This window comes from Enterobacter sp. JH25 (assembly GCF_021725435.1).
Lineage (GTDB): Bacteria > Pseudomonadota > Gammaproteobacteria > Enterobacterales > Enterobacteriaceae > Enterobacter > Enterobacter intestinihominis.
Window position 1 is genome coordinate 3857493 of sequence record NZ_CP091319.1, and the last position, 21769, is coordinate 3879261.

The 21769-nt window shown below is 54.0% G+C and carries 21 protein-coding genes and 2 pseudogenes; 14 read left to right on the forward strand and 9 right to left on the reverse strand.

The features are described 5' to 3' along the window. Positions 1-20: 20 nt before the first annotated feature. Complete coding sequence (locus tag L2Y28_RS18485; protein ID WP_017382749.1) at positions 21-920, reverse strand: AraC family transcriptional regulator; 900 nt, start codon at positions 918-920, stop codon at positions 21-23. A gap of 195 nt (positions 921-1115) precedes the next feature. On the opposite strand from L2Y28_RS18485, the gene yqhD reads away from it, so the two are divergent. Together yqhD and dkgA are read left to right on the forward strand one after the other, a co-directional pair. Beyond that, positions 1116-2279, forward strand: a complete 1164-nt coding sequence (gene yqhD / locus L2Y28_RS18490; protein WP_023330190.1) for an alcohol dehydrogenase — start codon at positions 1116-1118, stop codon at positions 2277-2279. A gap of 105 nt (positions 2280-2384) precedes the next feature. After that, positions 2385-3212, forward strand: a complete 828-nt coding sequence (gene dkgA, locus L2Y28_RS18495) for a 2,5-didehydrogluconate reductase DkgA (RefSeq protein WP_023330191.1) — start codon at positions 2385-2387, stop codon at positions 3210-3212. Between the two features lie 89 nt (positions 3213-3301). On the opposite strand, the pseudogene L2Y28_RS18500 reads toward dkgA, so the two are convergent. From L2Y28_RS18500 to L2Y28_RS18510, 3 genes and pseudogenes are all read right to left on the reverse strand, one after another. Next, a pseudogene (locus L2Y28_RS18500) lies at positions 3302-4315 on the reverse strand (radical SAM protein); the annotation flags it as partial. Between the two features lie 114 nt (positions 4316-4429). Next, positions 4430-4759: a hypothetical protein gene (locus L2Y28_RS18505; RefSeq protein WP_000140246.1), complete on the reverse strand. Its 330-nt coding sequence runs from the start codon at positions 4757-4759 to the stop codon at positions 4430-4432. A gap of 379 nt (positions 4760-5138) precedes the next feature. After that, positions 5139-6107, reverse strand: a complete 969-nt coding sequence (locus L2Y28_RS18510; RefSeq protein WP_022649395.1) for an IS5-like element IS903B family transposase — start codon at positions 6105-6107, stop codon at positions 5139-5141. 153 nt (positions 6108-6260) lie between these two features. Between L2Y28_RS18510 and rclA the strand changes: the two genes are divergently transcribed. The 11 genes and pseudogenes from rclA to L2Y28_RS18570 all read left to right on the forward strand — a co-directional run. Next, a complete protein-coding gene (rclA, locus tag L2Y28_RS18515; RefSeq protein ID WP_007896426.1) occupies positions 6261-7586 on the forward strand; it encodes a reactive chlorine resistance oxidoreductase RclA in 1326 nt (441 codons plus the stop codon). Between the two features lie 177 nt (positions 7587-7763). Further along, positions 7764-8446, forward strand: a protein-coding gene (locus L2Y28_RS18520; RefSeq protein ID WP_232070526.1) for an IS1 family transposase whose coding sequence is annotated in 2 segments (ribosomal slippage) — positions 7764-8013 and positions 8013-8446 — 684 coding nt in all. Because the reading frame shifts where the segments join, the coding sequence is not laid out codon by codon here. 370 nt (positions 8447-8816) lie between these two features. After that, on the forward strand, positions 8817-9338 hold the full coding sequence (fecI, locus tag L2Y28_RS18530; protein WP_016151347.1) for an RNA polymerase sigma factor FecI: 522 nt from the start codon (positions 8817-8819) through the stop codon (positions 9336-9338). Further along, positions 9335-10288: a ferric citrate uptake sigma factor regulator FecR gene (gene fecR, locus L2Y28_RS18535; RefSeq protein ID WP_004118237.1), complete on the forward strand. Its 954-nt coding sequence runs from the start codon at positions 9335-9337 to the stop codon at positions 10286-10288. The genes fecI and fecR overlap by 4 nt, the downstream gene beginning before the upstream one ends. An 86-nt stretch (positions 10289-10374) precedes the next feature. Further along, positions 10375-12699 (forward strand): TonB-dependent Fe(3+) dicitrate receptor FecA, encoded by a 2325-nt coding sequence (gene fecA, locus L2Y28_RS18540; protein ID WP_007898891.1) that lies wholly within the window; start codon positions 10375-10377, stop codon positions 12697-12699. Between the two features lie 44 nt (positions 12700-12743). Further along, positions 12744-13646, forward strand: coding sequence for a Fe(3+) dicitrate ABC transporter substrate-binding protein FecB (gene fecB / locus L2Y28_RS18545; RefSeq protein WP_007898890.1), 903 nt, complete (start codon positions 12744-12746; stop codon positions 13644-13646). Continuing rightward, entirely contained in the window at positions 13643-14641 is a 999-nt protein-coding gene (gene fecC / locus L2Y28_RS18550) for an iron-dicitrate ABC transporter permease FecC (protein WP_004118243.1), read from the forward strand. Before fecB ends, fecC begins: the two co-directional genes overlap by 4 nt. After that, a complete protein-coding gene (gene fecD / locus L2Y28_RS18555; RefSeq protein WP_004118246.1) occupies positions 14638-15594 on the forward strand; it encodes a Fe(3+) dicitrate ABC transporter permease subunit FecD in 957 nt (318 codons plus the stop codon). Before fecC ends, fecD begins: the two co-directional genes overlap by 4 nt. Next, on the forward strand, positions 15595-16362 hold the full coding sequence (gene fecE, locus L2Y28_RS18560; protein ID WP_022649396.1) for a Fe(3+) dicitrate ABC transporter ATP-binding protein FecE: 768 nt from the start codon (positions 15595-15597) through the stop codon (positions 16360-16362). It begins immediately after the preceding gene. Between the two features lie 98 nt (positions 16363-16460). Then, a complete protein-coding gene (tnpB, locus tag L2Y28_RS18565) occupies positions 16461-16754 on the forward strand; it encodes an IS66 family insertion sequence element accessory protein TnpB (protein WP_007898888.1) in 294 nt (97 codons plus the stop codon). A gap of 49 nt (positions 16755-16803) precedes the next feature. Further along, positions 16804-17062: pseudogene (locus L2Y28_RS18570) on the forward strand (IS66 family transposase); the annotation flags it as partial. Positions 17063-17084: 22 nt separating this feature from the next. On the opposite strand, the gene L2Y28_RS18575 reads toward L2Y28_RS18570, so the two are convergent. The 5 genes from L2Y28_RS18575 to L2Y28_RS18595 form a co-directional block, all read right to left on the reverse strand. Further along, entirely contained in the window at positions 17085-17363 is a 279-nt protein-coding gene (locus tag L2Y28_RS18575; protein ID WP_007898884.1) for an EAL domain-containing protein, read from the reverse strand. 261 nt (positions 17364-17624) lie between these two features. Next, entirely contained in the window at positions 17625-18629 is a 1005-nt protein-coding gene (locus L2Y28_RS18580) for an IS110-like element IS4321 family transposase (protein WP_000427623.1), read from the reverse strand. A gap of 174 nt (positions 18630-18803) precedes the next feature. Beyond that, entirely contained in the window at positions 18804-19229 is a 426-nt protein-coding gene (gene arsC, locus L2Y28_RS18585) for a glutaredoxin-dependent arsenate reductase (RefSeq protein WP_007898882.1), read from the reverse strand. Between the two features lie 12 nt (positions 19230-19241). Next, complete coding sequence (locus tag L2Y28_RS18590; protein WP_007898880.1) at positions 19242-20531, reverse strand: arsenic transporter; 1290 nt, start codon at positions 20529-20531, stop codon at positions 19242-19244. A 44-nt stretch (positions 20532-20575) separates the two neighbouring features. Continuing rightward, complete coding sequence (locus L2Y28_RS18595; protein ID WP_022649397.1) at positions 20576-20896, reverse strand: transcriptional regulator; 321 nt, start codon at positions 20894-20896, stop codon at positions 20576-20578. An 85-nt stretch (positions 20897-20981) separates the two neighbouring features. Here L2Y28_RS18595 and arsH point away from each other — a divergent pair, with 85 nt between their 5' ends. After that, the gene (gene arsH / locus L2Y28_RS18600; RefSeq protein WP_007898876.1) at positions 20982-21680 is read left to right on the forward strand and encodes an arsenical resistance protein ArsH; all 699 of its coding nucleotides are present in this window, start codon (positions 20982-20984) and stop codon (positions 21678-21680) included. Positions 21681-21769: the final 89 nt, after the last annotated feature.

Consider the following 21769-nt stretch of genomic DNA (forward strand, 5'->3'; position numbering starts at 1 on the left):
TACCCGGCCTCCGTTTCCCCTCACGCTCCCTGCATGGTTCTGATACGTGACGCATCTTCCCCCGGCGTGACGCCGAAGTAACGCTTAAATTCCCGACTAAACTGCGAAGCGCTTTCATACCCGACCCGCATCGCCGCGGCGCTGGCCTTCATGCCATCGTGGATCATCAGCATCCGCGCCTTATGCAGACGGTAAGTTTTGAGGTACTGCAACGGCGACGTGCTGGTGACGGATTTAAAGTTATGGTGAAACGCCGAGACGCTCATATTGGCTTCCGCCGCCAGCTGATCAACGCTGAGGTTTTCCGTGTACTGGCTCTCGATGCGCTTCAGCACGCGACTAATGAGGCTGAAGTGCGTTTGCCGGCTTACCAGCGCCAGCAGCGCCCCGCCGCCCGGTCCCAGCAGCACATGGTAAAGAATTTCGCGGATAATCTGCTTTCCGAGAATACGCGCATCCAGAGGCCTTTCCATCACGTCTAACAGGCGTTCAATCGCGCAGAGAATTTCCTCCGATAAGGTCGCGGAGTTGATACCGCTTGCCGCCATCGACGGCCGGAAAAGTTCGTCCTCCCCAATCTCCATCAGCAACTCCTGCAACTGGAGAATGTCGACGTTGACGCGGATCCCGGCCAGCGGTACCTCCTCTGTCGCGAAAGTTTCACATTCGAAGGGTAAAGGTACAGTCAGAAGCAGATATTCATTGGTGTCGTAACGGAACACGCGCTCATTGATATAGCCAATCTTATGGCCAGAAAAGAGAAACACGATGCCGGGCTGATACATCACCGGGGTGCGCGTTCCGGGCTGGGTACCGTAGAGCAATCGGATATCCGGCAACAGCTCAGCCGAATCATTTCCGTTATCTATCAGTCTTTTAATCTGCGACGTTAGCTGGCGGCAGATGGCATCACGGTTCATTTTCAGTTACTCCGGGTACGGTTTCCGACGCTAACAGTGTGCGCATTTTCTTACCGTTTCTCCAGAGCGCTGTAGAAATGGGCAAGACATCGGCAGGAATGTGCATTGAGAGGATAGCGCCTGCCCGCCACAATGTGCAGCATCAGGTTGCCTTCTGCGCCACCACGATTTTTTACCCACTACAGGGAACAAGCCATGAACAACTTTAATCTTCACACCCCAACCCGCATTCTGTTTGGTAAAGACGCTATCGCTGACCTGCGCGCGCAAATCCCGACGGACGCCCGCGTCCTGATTACCTACGGCGGCGGCAGCGTGAAAAAAACCGGCGTACTGGATCAGGTTTACAGCGCTCTGGAAGGGCTGGACGTACGCGAGTTCGGCGGTATCGAGCCTAACCCGTCTTATGAAACGCTGATGAACGCGGTAAAAATCGCCCGTGAGGAGCAGATCACTTTCCTGCTGGCGGTGGGCGGCGGTTCCGTGCTGGACGGCACCAAATTCATCGCGGCGGCAGCGCATTACGCTGACGGCATCGACCCGTGGCATATTCTGGAAACGGGCGGCAGCGACATCAGCAGTGCGATCCCGATGGGCTCCGTGCTGACGCTGCCGGCCACCGGCTCTGAGTCCAACAAAGGCGCGGTCATCTCCCGTAAAACCACCGGTGACAAGCAGGCCTTTATGAACGAACATGTTCAGCCCGTGTTCGCGATCCTCGATCCGGTTTACACCTATACCCTGCCTGCGCGTCAGGTGGCGAACGGCGTGGTCGACGCCTTTGTTCACACCGTTGAGCAGTACGTCACTTACCCGGTGAACGCCAAAATTCAGGATCGTTTCGCGGAAGGCATTCTGCTGACGCTGATTGAAGAAGGTCCGAAAGCGCTGAAAGAACCTGAAAACTATGACGTGCGTGCTAACGTGATGTGGGCTGCAACACAGGCACTGAATGGCCTTATCGGTGCAGGCGTGCCACAGGACTGGGCGACCCATATGCTCGGTCACGAGCTGACGGCGATGCACGGCCTGGATCACGCCCAGACGCTGGCGGTGGTTCTGCCTGCGCTGTGGAATGAAAAACGTGACGCTAAACGCGCCAAACTGCTCCAGTACGCCGAACGCGTCTGGAACATCACCGAGGGTTCCGACGATGCGCGTATTGATGCCGCAATTGAAGCCACCCGTCACTTCTTTGAAAGCCTGGGCGTGCCAACGCGTCTCTCTGACTACGGCCTGGACGGCAGCTCCATCCCTGCCCTGCTGGCGAAGCTGGAAGCACACGGTATGACGCAGATCGGCGAGCATGGCGACATCACCCTGGACGTCAGCCGTCGCATTTACGAAGCGGCACGCTAAGCGTTTTTAGGATCCTGACTTTCGTTTTTTGACATTTCGTCCAGACTTAATGCACATCACATCGTCGGAGGTTCCCTCCGGCGATGAGCACCTGAAGGAGGAAAAATGGCAAACCAAACCGTAATCAAGCTACAGGACGGCAACGTGATGCCCCAGCTGGGGCTAGGTGTATGGAAAGCCGGTAACGACGAGGTCGTCTCCGCCATTCATAAAGCCCTGGAAGTCGGCTATCGATCCATCGATACCGCCGCCGCCTATAAAAACGAGGACGGCGTGGGGACCGCGCTTGCCAGCGCTGGCATTCCCCGCGATGAGTTATTCATCACCACCAAGCTGTGGAACGACGATCAAAAGCGTCCACGCGAAGCGTTGCAGGAGAGCCTGGAGAAACTCCAGCTCGATTTCGTCGATCTTTATCTCATGCACTGGCCGGTACCGGCTATCGACCATTACGTTGATGCCTGGAAAGGGATGATTGAGCTGCAAAAAGAGGGGCTGATTAAAAGCATCGGCGTCTGTAATTTCCAGGTTCATCACCTGCAACGCCTGATTGATGAAACGGGCGTCGCGCCGGTGATTAACCAGATTGAGCTACACCCGCTGATGCAGCAGCGCCAGCTTCATTCGTGGAACGCCACGCACAAGATCCAGACCGAATCCTGGAGCCCGCTGGCTCAGGGCGGCGAAGGGGTGTTTGACCAGAAAATTATCCGCGAGCTGGCGGATAAGTACGGCAAAACGCCGGCGCAGATCGTCATTCGCTGGCATTTGGATAGCGGTCTGGTGGTGATCCCGAAATCGGTCACGCCATCGCGTATCGCCGAGAACTTCGACGTCTGGGATTTCCGCCTGGATAAAGACGAGCTGAGTGAAATTGCGAAGCTGGATCAGGGCAAGCGGCTTGGGCCGGATCCGGATCAGTTTGGCGGGTAGTTTCCCCTCACCCTAACCCTCTCCCACAGGGAGAGGGAATGCTTTCCACCCTCTCCCTGTGGGAGAGGGCCGGGGTGAGGGCATCATCGTTATCCGATCTTACGTTTTCCCGTTTTTTTCGTCCCCGAAGCCCCACCGTTCGAACGCTGATGCACAATTGGCGTGTGCTTGGTCAGCGCCGGGCGCGTATTGCGGTTCTGGCGGCGCGCTTCGCGCATCTCTTCCAGCGTTGGCGCTGGCACCAGACAATCACGACGCGAGCCGATCAGGTGCTTTTTCCCCATCTCTTCCAGCGCCTGACGGATCAGCGGCCAGTTTTTCGGGTCGTGATAGCGCAGCAGCGCTTTGTGCAGACGGCGCTGTTTATCCCCTTTCGGCACCACCACGTCTTCACTCTTATAGCCAATCTTACTTAGCGGGTTTTTGCCGGTGTAATACATGGTCGTCGAGTTGGCGAGCGGCGACGGGTAAAAGTTCTGCACCTGATCCAGACGGAATCGACGCTGCTTCAGCCACAGCGCCAGGTTCACCATGTCTTCATCACGGGTGCCGGGGTGCGCGGAGATGAAGTATGGGATCAGATACTGCTCTTTCCCCGCCTGTTTTGAAAAGGTATCAAACAGCTGTTTAAAGCGGTCATAGCTGCCCATGCCCGGCTTCATCATTTTGGACAGCGGGCCCTCTTCGGTGTGCTCCGGGGCGATCTTCAGATAACCGCCAACGTGGTGCGTCGCCAGCTCTTTGATGTAGCGCGGATCTTCCACCGCAATGTCGTAACGCACGCCGGAGGCGATCAGGATCTTCTTGATGCCTTTCAGGTCACGGGCGCGACGGTAAAGGTTGATCGTCGGCTCGTGGTTGGTGTCCATATGCTCGCAAATGCTCGGATAGACGCAGGAGAGACGACGACAGGTCTGCTCAGCGCGCGGCGATTTGCAGCGCAGCATGTACATGTTAGCCGTTGGACCACCCAAATCGGAGATTACGCCGGTAAAGCCCGGGACCGTGTCGCGAATCGCTTCGATCTCGTTAACAATCGACTCTTCGGAACGGCTCTGAATAATACGACCTTCGTGTTCGGTGATCGAACAGAGCGAGCACCCTATAATTCTGATCATTTAGAAATTTTTTTGCGTTTAAAATCAATGAATTGAAAGATTTCATTTTTCTAAGTCTGATAAAACAGATGAAAACCCAACTGACTATACTCATAAAACTCAATCTTTGCGCTGCTGTACGATACCAGTAATTACAGGTGCCGAGTTTAACATCATGAAAAGTAGCCCAATAATGAATGACGCAACGCCAGCTGCGGTGCCTAACTTCTGACTGAACACCATTGAAACAAAGTACATATTTGGGATAAAAACGGACATAGCAATCACGAAAAGTAACTTATTCAGATAATTATTTATTCGGGTCTTAACCTCAACTCTATCATAAAAAGCCATCGAAACGTAAGCAGTTATCAGTGAATAAAAAGACCATGTCATATAGTTAACCGATTCATTAAATGCCTCTCGCAAAAGCAAAGCACTTTCTGTCATTCCCTACCTCATTAAATCAATAGAAAATAAATCTGAATAATTTATTTTTAAAAGAAAAGAACACAACATAACTTCAGTAGTTATGATTAATCCCTGAATGATTATTTCTTAGCAAGATATAACATGCTTAATGTATATCAGGCAATAAAAAAACTCCCAAAGACCACCGCTGTGGTCTTCAGGTATAGGATTTAAAGAACGAACTCAGTCCGGAAACGTATCACTATCTTCTGTAACGTCCGCTTTCTCTGGTAACATTCTGTTTTTAATATACTGTGAATTCCTGCAGATGAGAGGAAAAATCTCCGAGTTATTCATTATACGGCTTTGTTGAATAAATCAGATTTCGGGTAAGTCTCCCCCGTAGCGGGTTGTGTTTTCAGGCAATACGCACGCTTTCAGGCATACCTGCTTTCGTCATTTTGTTCAGCGCTCGTACCAGGGCCATAGCCTCTGCAACCTGACCATCGTAGTCACGCAGTGTCAGTGAACCTCCGAACAGCTGTTTTACCCGGTACATCGCCGTTTCCGCTATCGAGCGACGGTTATAATCTGTTGTCCATTTCCACCGCGCATTACTCCCGGTCAGCCGCTGATTCGCAACAGCACGGTTACGGTCTGCATATTCACCGGGCCAGTAACCCGCGCCTTTTCGGGGCGGGATAAGCGCGCTGATTTTCTTACGCCGCAGTTCATCGTGACAGAGCCGGGTGTCGTAAGCGCCGTCTGCCGATGCTGCCCTGATTTTTCTGTGAGTCTGCCGGATAAGACCCGGGAAGGCTTCTGAGTCCGTCACATTGTTCAGCGACAGGTCTGCACAGATGATTTCATGTGTGTTGCTGTCAACTGCCAGATGCAACTTTCGCCAGATACGGCGGCGTTCCTGGCCATGTTTTTTGACTTTCCATTCGCCTTCACCAAAGACCTTCAGCCCGGTGGAATCAATCACCAGATGCGCGATTTCACCCCGGGTGGGCGTTTTGAAACTGACATTAACCGACTTTGCGCGCTTGCTGACACTGGTGTAATCCGGGCAGCGCAACGGAACATTCATCAGTGTAAAAATGGAATCAATAAAACCCTGTGCAGCCCGCAGGGTCAACCTGAACACGCGTTTAATGACCAGAACGGTGGTGATGGCGAGATCAGAATAGCGCTGAGGTCTTCCCCGTGATGAAGGCGTTGCCGACTCATACCAGGCCTGAATAGCTTCATCATCCAGCCAGAAAGTTATGGAGCCACGGTTGATGAGGGCTTTATTGTAGGTGGGCCAGTTGGTGATTTTGAACTTTTGCTTTGCCACGGAACGGTCTGCGTTGTCGGGAAGATGCGTGATCTGATCCTTCAACTCAGCAAAAGTTCGATTTATTCAACAAAGCCAAACAGAAGCCACTGGAGCACCTCAAAAACACCATCATACACTAAATCAGTAAGTTGGCAGCATCACCTTTTGCGTCTATAGTCATGATGTCAAATGAACGCGTTTCGACAGGAAATCATCATGAATAAATATCAGGCAGTTATTATTGGTTTTGGCAAGGCTGGAAAAACATTAGCCGTCACGCTGGCAAAAGCAGGTTGGCGTGTGGCTCTCATCGAACAATCAAATGCAATGTATGGCGGGACCTGTATTAATATCGGCTGTATCCCAACCAAAACATTGGTTCATGACGCACAGCAGCACACAGATTTTGTCCGTGCCATACAGCGTAAAAATGAAGTGGTTAATTTTTTACGTAATAAGAATTTTCATAATCTTGCGGATATGCCCAATATCGACGTGATCGACGGCCAGGCGGAGTTTATCAATAATCATAGCCTGCGTGTTCATCGGCCTGAGGGAAATTTGGAGATTCATGGCGAGAAAATTTTTATTAATACCGGTGCACAAGCCGTGGTTCCGCCAATTCCTGGAATTACCACCACGCCTGGTGTATATGACAGCACCGGATTACTTAATCTAAAAGAATTGCCTGGGCATTTAGGTATTTTGGGCGGCGGATATATTGGCGTTGAGTTCGCCTCTATGTTCGCTAATTTTGGCAGCAAAGTAACCATTTTAGAGGCAGCTTCGCTGTTTTTGCCTCGGGAAGATCGGGATATTGCTGATAATATCGCGACGATTTTACGCGATCAGGGCGTCGATATTATCCTCAATGCCCATGTGGAGCGAATCAGTCACCATGAAAATCAAGTGCAAGTGCATAGCGAGCACGCCCAACTGGCGGTGGATGCACTGTTAATAGCTTCCGGTCGTCAACCGGCTACCGCTTCGTTACATCCAGAAAATGCCGGTATCGCAGTAAACGAGCGCGGGGCAATTGTCGTTGACAAGCGATTACATACCACCGCAGACAATATTTGGGCGATGGGAGATGTTACCGGCGGGCTGCAATTTACTTACATATCACTGGATGATTACCGCATTGTACGTGATGAGTTACTGGGTGAAGGCAAACGTAGTACTGATGATCGGAAAAATGTGCCTTATTCCGTATTTATGACACCGCCCCTGTCCAGGGTTGGTATGACAGAAGAACAAGCCAGAGAGAGTGGTGCTGATATTCAGGTGGTGACATTGCCTGTAGCTGCAATTCCGCGCGCCAGAGTGATGAACGATACCCGTGGGGTATTAAAAGCGATTGTTGATAATAAAACCCAACGTATATTAGGGGCATCACTGCTGTGTATTGACTCCCACGAGATGATCAATATAGTGAAAATGGTGATGGATGCCGGGCTGCCTTATAGCATATTACGCGATCAGATATTTACTCATCCGTCGATGAGCGAATCACTCAATGATCTATTTTCATTAGTCAAATAAACTCAAAATCAGACGCCAGAACAAATATTCTGGCGTCTCAGAGAAAAGAATCTTATTAATTCTCTGTTACTCTATAACTTCTTAATCACTTCATTGATGGTATTTTATATGTTTAAAAAATCGGTGATGCTGCCAACTTAATGATTTAGTGTATGATGGTGTTTTTGAGGTGCTCCAGTGGCTTCTGTTTCTATCAGCTGTCCCTCCTGTTCAGCTACTGACGGGGTGGTGCGTAACGGCAAAAGCACCGCCGGACATCAGCGCTATCTCTGCTCTCACTGCCGTAAAACATGGCAACTGCAGTTCACTTACACCGCTTCTCAACCCGGTACGCACCAGAAAATCATTGATATGGCCATGAATGGCGTTGGATGCCGGGCAACCGCCCGCATTATGGGCGTTGGCCTCAACACGATTTTACGTCACTTAAAAAACTCAGGCCGCAGTCGGTAACCTCGCGCATACAGCCGGGCAGTGACGTCATCGTCTGCGCGGAAATGGACGAACAGTGGGGATACGTCGGGGCTAAATCGCGCCAGCGCTGGCTGTTTTACGCGTATGACAGGCTCCGGAAGACGGTTTGCGAACGCACTATGGCGACGCTGGGGCGTCTTATGAGCCTGCTGTCACCCTTTGACGTGGTGATATGGATGACGGATGGCTGGCCGCTGTATGAATCCCGCCTGAAGGGAAAGCTGCACGTAATCAGCAAGCGATATACGCAGCGAATTGAGCGGCATAACCTGAATCTGAGGCAGCACCTGGCACGGCTGGGACGGAAGTCGCTGTCGCTCACAAAATCGGTGGAGCTGCATGACAAAGTCATCGGGCATTATCTGAACATAAAACACTATCAATAATTTTGAGTCATTACCCAGTTAGCAATAACCCCCGCTTGCGGGGGCCATACCCACCAGGAGCAAACGCAGAAAGCCCGAGATACTTCTGCTGTACCGGGGGCTGGCGACATTTCAGGCAACACTCATAGTTGACATCCTCCCCGCCCTAAAGGGCGGGGAGGATGTCAATAATAGCAGACCACATCATGATGTCATTCTGACCGACAGATGCCAGAAGCAGAGGATCCATCCCATTTTATACCTACCTTATAACACTTAGAAAAACAACATGTTAAAAATGTTTATTGGAAACAATTTTATTTCCAATTGTAATGATAACCATTCTCATATTAATATGGCTACGTGATAATTAACTTTTGATGCACTCCGCATGTCTGACCGTGCCACTTCCACAGCTTCCTTAACGTTCGAGTCGCTTTATGGCACCCATCACGGCTGGTTGAAAAGTTGGCTGACGCGCAAACTCCAGTCTGCCTTTGATGCAGATGACATTGCCCAGGACACTTTTTTGCGGGTAATGAGCAGCGAAACGCTCTCGACGATCCGCGATCCTCGCTCTTTCCTGTGCACTATCGCCAAACGCGTGATGGTGGACCTGTTTCGCCGAAACGCGCTGGAAAAAGCGTATCTGGAGATGCTGGCGCTTATGCCGGAGGGGGTAGCGCCTTCACCTGAGGAACGCGAAAGCCAGCTCGAGACCCTACAACTCGTCGACAGCATGCTGGACGGGCTAAACGGAAAAACACGTGAAGCGTTTCTGCTTTCGCAACTGGATGGCCTGACATACAGCGAGATTGCGCACAAACTCGGTGTTTCCGTCAGCTCCGTGAAAAAATACGTGGCGAAAGCCGTCGAGCACTGCCTGCTGTTTCGTCTGGAGCATGGGTTATGAATCCTTCGTTAACCGATTCCCGCCGTCAGGCGCTGCGTTCAGCTTCCCACTGGTATGCCGTGCTAAGCGGCGAGCGCGTCAGCCCACAACAGGAAGCGCGCTGGCAACAGTGGTATGAACAGGATCAGGATAACCAGTGGGCCTGGCAGCAGGTTGAAAACCTGCGCAACCAGCTTGGCGGTGTGCCTGGCGACGTTGCCAGCCGGGCGCTGCACGATACCCGCCTCACCCGCCGTCACGTGATGAAAGGATTACTGCTGTTGCTCGGCGCTGGCGGAGGCTGGCAACTCTGGCAGTCGGAAACCGGCGAAGGTCTGCGGGCAGATTACCGCACCGCCAAAGGCGCAGTCAGCCGTCAGCAACTGGAAGATGGCTCCCTGCTCACGCTGAATACCCAAAGCGCGGCGGATGTGCGTTTTGATGCGCATCAGCGCACCGTCCGGCTCTGGTACGGTGAAATCGCCATTACTACCGCGAAAGATGCGCAGCAACGCCCCTTCCGCGTCCTGACCCGTCAGGGCCAACTCACCGCTTTAGGGACAGAATTTACCGTCCGCCAGCAGGATAATTTCACGCAGCTTGACGTGCAGCAGCACGCCGTGGAAGTGCTTCTCGCCAGTGCCCCCGCGCAAAAACGCATCGTGAACGCTGGTGAAAGCCTGCAGTTCAGCGCCTCTGAGTTTGGCGCAGTGAAACCGCTGGATGACGAGAGTACAAGCTGGACGAAGGGCATCCTGAGCTTCAGCGATAAACCGCTGGGTGAGGTGATAGCCACGCTAAGCCGTTACCGCAACGGCGTGCTGCGCTGCGATCCCGCCGTTGCCGGGCTGCGCCTGAGCGGGACGTTCCCGCTGAAAAATACCGATGCGATCCTGAACGTTATCGCTCAAACGCTTCCCGTTAAAATTCAGTCTATTACGCGGTACTGGATAAACATTTCACCGCTGTAAGAAAAATAATTCTCATTTCGATTGTCCTTTTTACCCTTCTCGTTCGACTCATAGCTGAACACAACAAAAATGATGATGGAGAAGGTATGACGCCGTTACGCGTTTTTCGTAAAACAACACCTTTGGTTAACGCCATTCGCCTGAGCCTGCTGCCGCTGGCCGGTCTCTCGTTTTCCGCTTTTGCTGCACAGGTTGATATCGCACCGGGATCGCTCGACAAAGCGCTCAATCAGTATGCCGCACACAGCGGAATTACCCTCTCGGTTGACGCCAGCCTGACGCGCGGCAAGCAGAGCAACGGCCTGCACGGAGATTACGACGTCGAGAGCGGCCTGCAACAACTGCTGGACGGCAGCGGACTGCAGGTAAAACCGCTGAGAAATAACAGCTGGACGCTGGAGACCGCGCCCGCGCCAAAAGAAGATGCCCTGACCGTGGTCGGCGACTGGCTGGGCGATGCGCGTGAAAACGACGTATTTGAACATGCTGGCGCGCGTGACGTGATCCGCCGTGAGGATTTCGCCAAAACCGGCGCAACCACCATGCGTGAGGTGCTTAACCGCATCCCTGGCGTCAGCGCGCCGGAAAACAACGGCACCGGCAGCCACGACCTGGCGATGAACTTTGGCATCCGGGGCCTGAACCCACGCCTCGCCAGCCGCTCGACCGTCCTGATGGACGGCATCCCCGTCCCCTTTGCCCCTTACGGTCAGCCGCAGCTTTCACTGGCTCCCGTTTCGCTCGGCAACATGGATGCCATTGACGTGGTGCGCGGTGGTGGTGCGGTGCGTTACGGACCGCAGAGCGTGGGCGGCGTGGTGAACTTTGTTACCCGCGCCATTCCGCAGGACTTTGGTATCGAGGCGGGGGTGGAAGGTCAGCTCAGCCCAACCTCTTCACAAAACAACCCGAAAGAGACGCACAACCTGATGGTGGGCGGCACAGCGGACAACGGTTTTGGCACCGCGCTGCTCTACTCCGGCACGCGCGGCAGTGACTGGCGCGAGCACAGCGCCACCCGCATCGACGACCTGATGCTGAAAAGCAAATATGCGCCGAATGAGGTGCACACCTTCAACAGCCTGCTGCAATATTACGATGGTGAAGCCGACATGCCCGGCGGCCTGTCCCGCGCGGATTACGACGCCGATCGCTGGCAATCCACCCGCCCGTATGACCGCTTCTGGGGCCGTCGCAAGCTGGCGAGCCTGGGCTACCAGTTCCAGCCGGACAGCCAGCATAAATTCAACATTCAGGGGTTCTACACCCAAACCCTGCGCAGCGGCTACCTGGAGCAAGGCAAACGCATCACCCTCTCGCCGCGTAACTACTGGGTGCGCGGTATTGAGCCACGCTACAGCCAGAGCTTTATGATCGGCCCTTCCGCGCACGAAGTGGGCGTGGGCTATCGCTATGTGAATGAATCAACGCATGAAATGCGTTACTACACCGCCACCAGCAGCGGGCAGTTGCCGTCCGGCTCAAGCCCTTACGACCGCGACACGCGTTCCGGCACCGAGGCGCACGCCTGGTATCTGGATGACAAAATCGACATCGGCAACTGGACCATCACGCCGGGTATGCGTTTCGAACATATCGAGTCATACCAGAACAACGCCATCAAAGGCACGCACGAAGAGGTGAGCTATAACGCACCGCTTCCGGCGTTGAACGTGCTCTATCACCTGACTGATAGCTGGAATCTTTATGCAAACACTGAAGGCTCGTTCGGCACCGTACAGTACAGCCAGATTGGCAAGGCTGTGCAAAGCGGCAATGTGGAACCGGAAAAAGCGCGAACCTGGGAACTCGGTACCCGCTACGATGACGGCGCGCTGACGGCGGAAATGGGGCTGTTCCTGATTAACTTTAACAATCAGTACGACTCCAACCAGACCAACGACACCGTCACTGCACGTGGCAAAACGCGCCATACCGGGCTGGAAACGCAGGCACGTTACGACCTGGGTACGCTAACGCCAACGCTTGATAACGTTTCCGTCTACGCCAGCTATGCGTATGTGAACGCGGAAATCCGCGAGAAAGGCGACACCTATGGCAATCAGGTGCCATTCTCCCCGAAACATAAAGGCACGCTGGGCGTGGACTACAAGCCGGGCAACTGGACGTTCAATCTGAACAGCGATTTCCAGTCCAGCCAGTTTGCGGATAACGCCAATACGGTGAAAGAGAGCGCCGACGGCAGTACCGGCCGCATTCCCGGCTTCATGCTCTGGGGCGCACGCGTGGCGTATGACTTTGGCCCGCAGATGGCAGATCTGAACCTGGCGTTCGGTGTGAAAAACATCTTCGACCAGGACTACTTCATCCGCTCTTATGACGACAACAACAAAGGCATCTACGCAGGCCAGCCGCGCACGCTGTATATGCAGGGGTCGTTGAAGTTCTGATGTGTTAACGCCCGGCTTGCCGGGCTTTTAGCTGGAATGTGACTATGTTGGCATTTATCCGTTTTCTTTTTGCAGGCCTGCTGCTGGTGATCGGCCACGCCTTTGCCGCCACGGTTCAGGACGAACACGGCACGTTTACACTCGATAAAACGCCACAACGGATTGTGGTGCTGGAACTCTCGTTCGCCGATGCGCTGGCCGCCGTGGACGTCAGCCCGATCGGTATTGCCGACGATAACGATGCAAAACGCATCCTGCCCGAAGTGCGTGCGCACCTGAAACCGTGGCAGTCCGTCGGAACGCGCGCGCAGCCGAGCCTGGAAGCCATTGCTGCCCTGAAACCAGACCTGATCATTGCCGACAGCAGTCGCCATGCGGGGATTTACACTGCCTTGCAGCAAATCGCGCCGGTACTGCTGCTTAAGTCCCGCAACGAAACCTACGCTGAAAATTTGCACTCAGCGGCTATCATCGGCGAAGTGGTAGGTAAAAAACGAGAGATGCAGGCGCGTCTGGAACAACATAAAGAGAAGATGGCGCAGTGGTCCAGCCAGCTTCCCACAGGGACACGCGTGGCCTTTGGCACATCACGCGAACAGCTATTCAACCTGCATACCCAGGAGACCTGGACCGGCAGCGTGCTGGCTTCTCTGGGGCTGAACGTTCCCGCTGCGATGGCGGGCGCGTCCATGCCGTCCATCGGCCTGGAGCAACTGCTGGCGGTCAATCCTGCCTGGCTGCTGGTTGCCCACTATCGCGAAGAGAGCATTGTTAAACGCTGGCAACAAGATCCGCTCTGGCAGATATTAACCGCCGCGCAGAAGCAGCAGGTTGCTTCAGTCGACAGTAACGCCTGGGCGCGGATGCGCGGTATTTTTGCCGCAGAGCGTATTGCCGCTGACACGGTAAAAATCTTCCACCATCAGCCGCTTACCGATGTGAAATGACCGCGCTAAAACACCCGGTGCTGCTGTGGGGGCTTCCCGTTGCAGTACTTATTATTATTTTCTGGCTGAGTCTGTTTTGCTACTCGGCCATTCCTGTTTCCGGAGCAGACGCAATCCGCGCCCTGCTGCCTGGACACACGCCAACGCTACCAGAAGCGCTGGTGCAAAACCTTCGTTTGCCGCGAAGCCTGGTCGCCGTTCTGATCGGCGCAAGCCTGGCGCTCGCGGGCACGCTGCTGCAAACCCTGACCCACAACCCAATGGCCTCTCCTTCACTGCTCGGCATTAACAGCGGCGCGGCGCTGGCTATGGCGCTTACCAGCGCGCTGAGTCCGACGCCGGTTGCAGGCTATTCCCTGTCGTTCATCGCGGCATGCGGGGGCGGCGTGAGCTGGCTGCTGGTCATGACCGCAGGAGGCGGGTTTCGTCATACCCAGGACAGAAACAAACTGATCCTCGCGGGTATCGCGCTGTCGGCCTTTTGTATGGCCCTGACCCGCATCACCCTGCTGCTGGCCGAAGATCATGCTTACGGCATCTTTTACTGGCTGGCAGGCGGAGTGTCCCACGCCCACTGGCAGGATGTCTGGCAGCTCTTGCCGGTGGTGGTCACTGCAGTCCCTGTCGTGTTGCTGCTGGCGAATCAACTGAACCTGCTCAACGTCAGCGACAGTACCGCCCATACGCTGGGAGTGAACCTGCCGAGACTACGTTTGATCATCAATATGTTAGTGCTGCTTCTGGTTGGCGCGTGCGTCAGTGTGGCAGGTCCGGTGGCGTTTATCGGCCTGCTGGTGCCACATCTGGCGCGCTTCTGGGCAGGCTTCGATCAGCGCAACGTACTGCCGGTGAGCATGCTGCTGGGGGCCACGCTGATGCTGATGGCAGATGTACTCGCACGCGCGCTGGCCTTCCCCGGCGATCTGCCCGCAGGCGCAGTGCTGGCGCTGATTGGCAGTCCTTGCTTTGTCTGGCTGGTGAGGAGGCGAGGATGAAAATTGCGCTGGTCATTTTCATCACCCTTGCCCTGGCAGGTTGTGCGCTGTTATCACTCCATATGGGGGTGATCCCCGTGCCGTGGCGCGCGCTGCTGACCGACTGGCAGGACGGACGCGAGCATTATTATGTATTGATGGAGTACCGACTGCCGCGCTTGCTGCTGGCACTGTTTGTCGGTGCAGCCCTCGCCGTGGCGGGCGTGCTGGTACAGGGGATTGTGCGTAACCCGCTAGCATCACCGGATATTCTCGGCATTAACCATGCCGCCAGCCTTGCCTCTGTGGGAGCACTGCTTCTTATGCCATCACTATCCGTGATGGTGCTGCCGCTGCTGGCCTTTGCGGGCGGTATGGCGGGGTTGATCTTGCTGAAGATGCTGGCAAAGACCCACCAGCCGATGAAGCTGGCGCTCACCGGCGTGGCGCTTTCCGCCTGCTGGGCGAGCCTGACGGATTACCTGATGCTCCTGCACCCGCAGGATGTAAACAGTGCCCTGCTGTGGCTGACGGGTAGCTTATGGGGGCGCGACTGGCACTTTGTGAAGATTGCCGTGCCGTTGCTCATTCTGTTTTTGCCGCTGAGCCTGCGCTTTTGTCGCGATCTCGACCTGCTGGCGCTGGGCGATGCACGAGCAGCCACGCTCGGCGTGTCGGTTCAGCGCACCCGGTTCCAGGGGCTGATGCTGGCTGTCGCGATGACAGCAACCGGCGTGGCCGTCTGTGGCCCGATAAGTTTTATTGGTCTCGTCGTGCCGCACATGGTGCGCAGGATCGCCGGCGGGCGTCACCGCTGGCTGATGCCCGTTTCGGCCCTGACGGGCGCGTTGTTGCTGGTCATTGCCGATCTGCTGGCACGAATCATTCATCCGCCGCTGGAGCTTCCGGCAGGCGTGCTGACCGCCATTATCGGCGCACCGTGGTTTGTCTGGCTGCTTGTGAGAATGCGATAAATGAGATTACGTACTGAAAATCTGACCGTCAGCTATGGCGCACAAACCGTGCTGGATGGACTTTCTCTCGCCCTGCCTGCCGGAAAAATCACGGCCCTGCTCGGCCCTAACGGTTGCGGGAAATCGACGCTGTTGAACTGTTTTTCTCGCCTGTTAACACCAGACTCTGGCGAGATATTGCTTGATGAAAAACCCATAGCCGGTTTTTCCGCCCGCCAGCTGGCTCGCCGCCTGGCTTTACTGCCGCAACACCATTTATCCCCCGAGGGGATCACTGTACGGGAACTGGTTTCCTACGGCCGCAGCCCGTGGCTGTCGTTGTGGGGGCGACTCTCCGCGGAAGACAACGAGCGGGTCAACGTGGCAATGAGTCAGACCCGGACGCGCAATCTGGCTGACCGCAGGTTAACCCAGCTTTCCGGCGGCCAGCGCCAGCGTGCGTTTCTGGCGATGGTGCTGGCACAGGATACGCCACTCATTCTTCTTGATGAGCCTACGACCTACCTCGATATCAATCATCAGGTTGAACTGATGCGCCTGATGGTTGAACTCAAAAGGCAGGGGAAAACCGTAGTGACGGTACTCCACGATCTGAATCAGGCCAGCCGCTATTGCGATCATCTGGTGGTACTGGCAAGCGGTCGCGTGATGGCGCAAGGTGCTCCGGAAGCAGTGATGAAACCAGAGCTTATAAAGACGGTGTTCAGCGTAGAAGCGGAAATCCATCCCGAACCGGTATCTGGCAGACCCATGTGTGTGGTGAAGTAGTCTGGCGAAGTCATAAGGATCATCACAGGACAGATAAAGGAAGTGATAACCACCTGCCAACAGGCACCAAAATCTGGCTGGTTGCCGGTATCACCGACATGCGCAACGGCTTCAATGGTCTCGCCGCAAAGGTGCAGACGATGCTGAAAGATGACCCGATATCCGGCCATGTCTTCATCTTCCGGGGCCGCAGCGGCAGTAAGGTCAAACTGCTGTGGTCCACCGGCGACGGGCTGTGCCTGCTGACCAAACGGCTGGAACGCGGCCGCTTCGCCTGGCCCTCTGCCCGCGATGGCAAAGTGTTCCTGACCCCGGCGCAGCTGGCAATGCTTCTGGAAGGCATCGACTGGCGGCAGCCTAAAAGACTGCTTACGTCCCTGACCATGTTGTAGGCCTCTTTATCCTGGTTGTCGTTGAATAAGCCTGGTAAAATGCGGGCTTATGAACAACACCTCCCCCTGACGACATCCTTCTGCTGAAACAGCGCCTGTCCGAACAGGAAGCGCTGAACCGCGCCCTGCTGGAAAAGCAGGCCGACCGGGAGCGCGAAATAGACCATCTGCAGGCGCAGCTGGATAAGCTTCGCCGGATGAACTTCGGCAGTCGTTCTGAATAAATCTCCCGCCGCATCGCGCAGATAGAAGCCGACCTGAACCGGCTTCAGACAGAAAGCGATACGCTGACGGGTCGGGTTGCCGATACGGGCCGGGCCCCGTATCGTTTTAACCCTGAATATTCATCGCAGATATTGTTTCGGGTTTTCCGGTATACCAGCCCTGAACTAGGTAACCGGGGCCAAGAGAACGGACGAATTCAAACTGTCCTGGCGTTTCCACCCCTTCAAACACCAGTGGTTTGCCAGTACCACGTAACCCTTTCACCACAGAAACAAGTAGCGCTCGCTTCACCGGGTCATCAATATTGGCAATAAAAATACGGTCTATTTTTATCTCATCGAAATCCAGTACCGTCAGCCATTCAATATGGGGGCCGCTTGGCAAACGGAATCTATGGTCACTCCCGTTTTTGCAACACCGATTTTGACGACAAGTTGGCTTGCTTGAATCTATCCGGCGTCTGAATGGGATTTTATTCCCGCGCCTTGATGAGTTCCGCGCCTGATGAACCTCCAGAAAATATACGGCTTCAATGAGCCTTTCCGTTTTACAGGTTCCTCAACAGGCCGGTGGGCCGTTAGTATCATCAATATCAGTATTCGCAAAACCAGATCAGTAATTCTTTAAACCGGTGTATTTCTGCCGTTATGCTACATAAGTTTGCTGTCGTGCCGTTAGGGCCCAGGCTATTCTGGCCAGCTTGTTTGCCAGAGCACAAGTGACGACAAAGTTGCTTTTCCGGCACAGTAAATCCCTGACCCAATCGGCCAATTTGCCAGACTGGTGTTCCAGTTTTTGTATGAATACCCTGGCACATTGAACCAACAAAGTTCGGATCTTTTTATTACCTCGCTTACTAATTCCCAGCAATGTCGTCCTACCTCCCGTGCTGTACTGCCGAGGTACAAGCCCTGTTGCCGCCGCAAAGTCACGGCTGCTGGCGTACTGCTTCCCGTCGCCAATCTCAGTTGAAATAGTACTCGCTGTCAGTGTTCCGACGCAGGGAATGCTCAGCAAGCGCTGTCCAACCTCATCTTCGTCCAACTTTCGTTTCAACTGGGATTCCAAATCTTTAATCTGCTCAACAAGATAGTGATAATGCTGTTGTAATTTCAGCAATAACTGGCTGAGGTAAAGAGGCAAACTATTATCCTCAAGAATGGTACTCAGTCGGCTAATAACGGCAGCTCCTCGGGGAACGCTAATGCCAAATTCCAGCAGAAAAGCATGCATTTGATTGGTTGTTTTTACCTTATCCTGAACCAGGGATTCACGGACACGATGCAGAGCCCGCATTGCCTGCTGAGATTCCGTTCTGGGCTGCACAAAACGCATAGACGGACGCGATGCAGCTTCACAAATAGCTTCGGCGTCGACAAAGTCGTTTTTATTGCTTTTAACGAACGGGCGGACAAATTGTGGTGATATCAGCTTTGGGGAATGCCCCAACTCTTCCAACTTGCGTGCCATAAAGTGAGAACCGCCACAGGCTTCCATTGCGATGGTTGTAGCGGGGCATGTCGCCAAAAATTCGATCAACTTTGGCCGGGTAAATTTTTTACGGTAAACAGCCTTCCCGCGACGATCCTGGCAATGAATATGGAAAGAGTTTTTACCCAGATCGATACCAATGAGCGCAATGTTTTCCATGATAGTTCTCCGAATGAAAGCCTGTCCTCAGCATAGTACCGGGAAGGAGGGAGTGACCATCTCATTAAATATCCTACGTTAAGCCTGTTTCTTTAGCTGGCATTACAAAAAGCGAGCGTCTGCATGGTACAGACAGACACCCGAATACGATAAAAATGAGACGAAAAAAACAGGTTACTTAACCCGCTTCCCCGTTTCGTCAATGATCTTTTCGCCGTCCTCTTTGGTAAACGCTCCTTTCTGACCTTCAGGTAGAATATCCAGCACTATTTCTGAAGGGCGGCAAAGACGAGTGCCAAGCGGCGTAACGACTACCGGCCGATTAATCAGGATCGGATGTTGAAGCATAAAATCAATCAACTGCTCATCACTGAATTTCTCTTCATCAAGGCCCAGGTGTTCATAAGGCTCAACATTCTTACGCAGCAATGCACGCACCGTAATTCCCATATCTGAAATAAGTTTAATCAGCTCATCACGGGTCGGTGGCGTATCGAGATAATAAATAATGGTCGGTTCGTTACCGCTGTTACGGATCATCTCCAGCGTGTTGCGTGAAGTGCCGCAGGCCGGGTTGTGATAGATGGTAATGTTGCTCATATCTTTATCTCATTACAAAGTGATGGAAAGCCGCAACGCCAGCGCGGCCAGAGTGACAAACAGCACGGGCAGAGTCATGATAATGCCCGTGCGGAAGTAATAACCCCAGGTGATCGTTATATTTTTCTGGGCAAGCACATGCAGCCAAAGCAGGGTTGCCAGACTGCCAATCGGGGTGATTTTCGGGCCTAAATCGCAGCCAATCACGTTGGCATAAATCATTGCCTCTTTGACGACGCCAGTCGCCGTACTCCCGTCAATCGACAGCGCGCCAATCAGCACCGTCGGCATATTGTTCATCACCGACGACAGGAACGCGGTCAGGAAGCCGGTGCCGAACGTTGCTGCCCATAACCCCTTTTCTGCCAGCAGGTTCAGTACACCAGACAGATACTCCGTGAGCCCGGCATTGCGCAGGCCATAGACCACCAGGTACATGCCCAGCGAAAAAATCACGATCTGCCATGGCGCACTGCGCAGGACTTTCCCTGTGTTGATGCCATGACCTCTTTTCGCCACGATAAACAGTACTGCTGCGCCAGCAGCTGCTATCGCGCTGACAGGGATCCCCAGCGGCTCCAGAACGAAGAAACCGACAAGCAGCAATAACAGGACAATCCAGCCCGCCCTGAACGTTGCCGCATCCTTTATCACACTGGCAGGCGTCTTCAGCAGCGAAACGTCATACGTTGCCGGAATATCCCTGCGGAAGAAGAGATGCAGCATGATCAGCGTGGCCGCAATCGCTGCCGCATCCACGGGGATCATAACGGAGGCGTACTGCGTAAAGCCCAGATCGAAGAAGTCCGCCGAGACGATATTCACCAGGTTAGAAACAATGAGTGGCAGGCTGGCCGTATCTGCAATAAATCCTGCAGCCATGACAAAGGCCAGTGTCGTGCCCTGGCTGAACCCCAGTGCGAGCAGCATCGCAATCACAATCGGCGTCAGGATCAGCGCGGCGCCATCATTGGCGAACAAAGCAGCAACAGCGGCACCGAGCAAGACTATCCAGGTGAACAGCAGGCGGCCACGTCCGTTACCCCAGCGGGAGACGTGCAGTGCGGCCCATTCAAAGAAGCCGGACTCATCGAGCAGCAGGCTGATGATGATGACCGCAATAAATGCCGCTGTCGCGTTCCAGACGATATTCCAGACAACGGGAATATCAGAGATATGGATGACACCGGTTCCCAGCGCCAGCACAGCCCCGATACTCGCGCTCCAGCCAATACTCAGGCCTCTGGGTTGCCAGATCACCAGTACCAGCGTCAGTAAAAATATACTCCCTGCCAAAAGCATCTCAGACCCCATCATATATGATTTTGTAAATATGTTTTCCTGCCTCAGCAGGAGGTGCAGGCTGATTTGTCCAGCCATTCACGTACATCCTCGCGCAGACACTGCCAGGTCGTCGTGATTGTCTCTGCTGCCCACGCCGGAATATGGGGTGACAGACGATAGTGGATCCATTTGCCTTCCCGACGGTCAAGAACCAGATCAGCCTCGCGAAGGATAGCCATATGTCGCGAAATTTTGGGCTGCGATTCGCAGGTGGCAACGCAGATATCGCAGACGCACAATTCTCCGGACTCACGGAGAAGCATGACGATGGCTAGCCGTGTTTCATCCGACAGGATTTTGAAAAGCTGAACAGGTTGTAGCATTTTTCACTCCGTTCCCTTTAGAATACACATATGTTAGATCATATATATTAACTTTAAAATCACCTGTTCTCTCCGGAGGAGAAAAATGGAACAATTTCCAGCCCTGAATACTGACTGTTTTGATCAACATATTGCCGAACGTCTGCACCTGCAGGAGCCCCCACGGATTCTGATCCTGTATGGCTCATTAAGGGAGCGCTCCTACAGTCGCTTTGCCGCGGAGGAAGCAGGTCGCCTGCTGACGGCGATGGGCGCGGAGGTGAAATTCTTTAACCCCTCCGGTTTACCCCTGCCGGATGATGCCCCGGATACGCACCCTAAAGTCTCCGAGCTACGCGGGCTGGTCAGATGGTGTGACGGGATGGTGTGGAGCTCGCCGGAACGGCACGGGGCTATGAGCGCGGTGATGAAGGCGCAGATCGACTGGATACCGTTGAGTGAAGGCGCGGTTCGTCCTTCGCAGGGCAAGACACTTGCAGTGATGCAGGTTTGCGGCGGTTCGCAGTCCTTCAATGCCGTGAACCAGATGCGCATTCTGGGCCGCTGGATGCGGATGTTCACAATTCCCAACCAGTCCTCGGTGGCGAAAGCCTGGCAGGAATTTGATGAGAACGGAAGGATGAAGCCGTCCTCATGGTACGACCGTATCGTAGATGTCGCAGAGGAGTTGTTTAAAATTACGTTGCTGCTCAGGGGACAAACCAGCTACCTTGCAGATCGCTACAGCGAACGAAAAGAGAGTCATCAGGAACTTTCGTACCGCGTCAATCAGGAAAAAATATAACGCCTTCTGATCGTATAAATACACACCATGAGCGTTTTCACAAAGTCTCCTTCTGCCAGGCAGCGGATAATCTTACATGTGTCTGTCGT

Coding starts and splice junctions, on each gene's coding strand:
- L2Y28_RS18485 (WP_017382749.1), bottom strand. CDS start 920: ATGAACCGTGATGCCATCTGCCGCCAGCTAACGTCGCAGATTAAAAGA.
- yqhD (WP_023330190.1), top strand. CDS start 1,116: ATGAACAACTTTAATCTTCACACCCCAACCCGCATTCTGTTTGGTAAA.
- dkgA (WP_023330191.1), top strand. CDS start 2,385: ATGGCAAACCAAACCGTAATCAAGCTACAGGACGGCAACGTGATGCCC.
- L2Y28_RS18505 (WP_000140246.1), bottom strand. CDS start 4,759: ATGACAGAAAGTGCTTTGCTTTTGCGAGAGGCATTTAATGAATCGGTT.
- rclA (WP_007896426.1), top strand. CDS start 6,261: ATGAATAAATATCAGGCAGTTATTATTGGTTTTGGCAAGGCTGGAAAA.
- fecI (WP_016151347.1), top strand. CDS start 8,817: ATGTCTGACCGTGCCACTTCCACAGCTTCCTTAACGTTCGAGTCGCTT.
- fecR (WP_004118237.1), top strand. CDS start 9,335: ATGAATCCTTCGTTAACCGATTCCCGCCGTCAGGCGCTGCGTTCAGCT.
- fecA (WP_007898891.1), top strand. CDS start 10,375: ATGACGCCGTTACGCGTTTTTCGTAAAACAACACCTTTGGTTAACGCC.
- fecB (WP_007898890.1), top strand. CDS start 12,744: ATGTTGGCATTTATCCGTTTTCTTTTTGCAGGCCTGCTGCTGGTGATC.
- fecC (WP_004118243.1), top strand. CDS start 13,643: ATGACCGCGCTAAAACACCCGGTGCTGCTGTGGGGGCTTCCCGTTGCA.
- fecD (WP_004118246.1), top strand. CDS start 14,638: ATGAAAATTGCGCTGGTCATTTTCATCACCCTTGCCCTGGCAGGTTGT.
- fecE (WP_022649396.1), top strand. CDS start 15,595: ATGAGATTACGTACTGAAAATCTGACCGTCAGCTATGGCGCACAAACC.
- tnpB (WP_007898888.1), top strand. CDS start 16,461: ATGCGCAACGGCTTCAATGGTCTCGCCGCAAAGGTGCAGACGATGCTG.
- L2Y28_RS18580 (WP_000427623.1), bottom strand. CDS start 18,629: ATGGAAAACATTGCGCTCATTGGTATCGATCTGGGTAAAAACTCTTTC.
- arsC (WP_007898882.1), bottom strand. CDS start 19,229: ATGAGCAACATTACCATCTATCACAACCCGGCCTGCGGCACTTCACGC.
- L2Y28_RS18590 (WP_007898880.1), bottom strand. CDS start 20,531: ATGCTTTTGGCAGGGAGTATATTTTTACTGACGCTGGTACTGGTGATC.
- L2Y28_RS18595 (WP_022649397.1), bottom strand. CDS start 20,896: ATGCTACAACCTGTTCAGCTTTTCAAAATCCTGTCGGATGAAACACGG.
- arsH (WP_007898876.1), top strand. CDS start 20,982: ATGGAACAATTTCCAGCCCTGAATACTGACTGTTTTGATCAACATATT.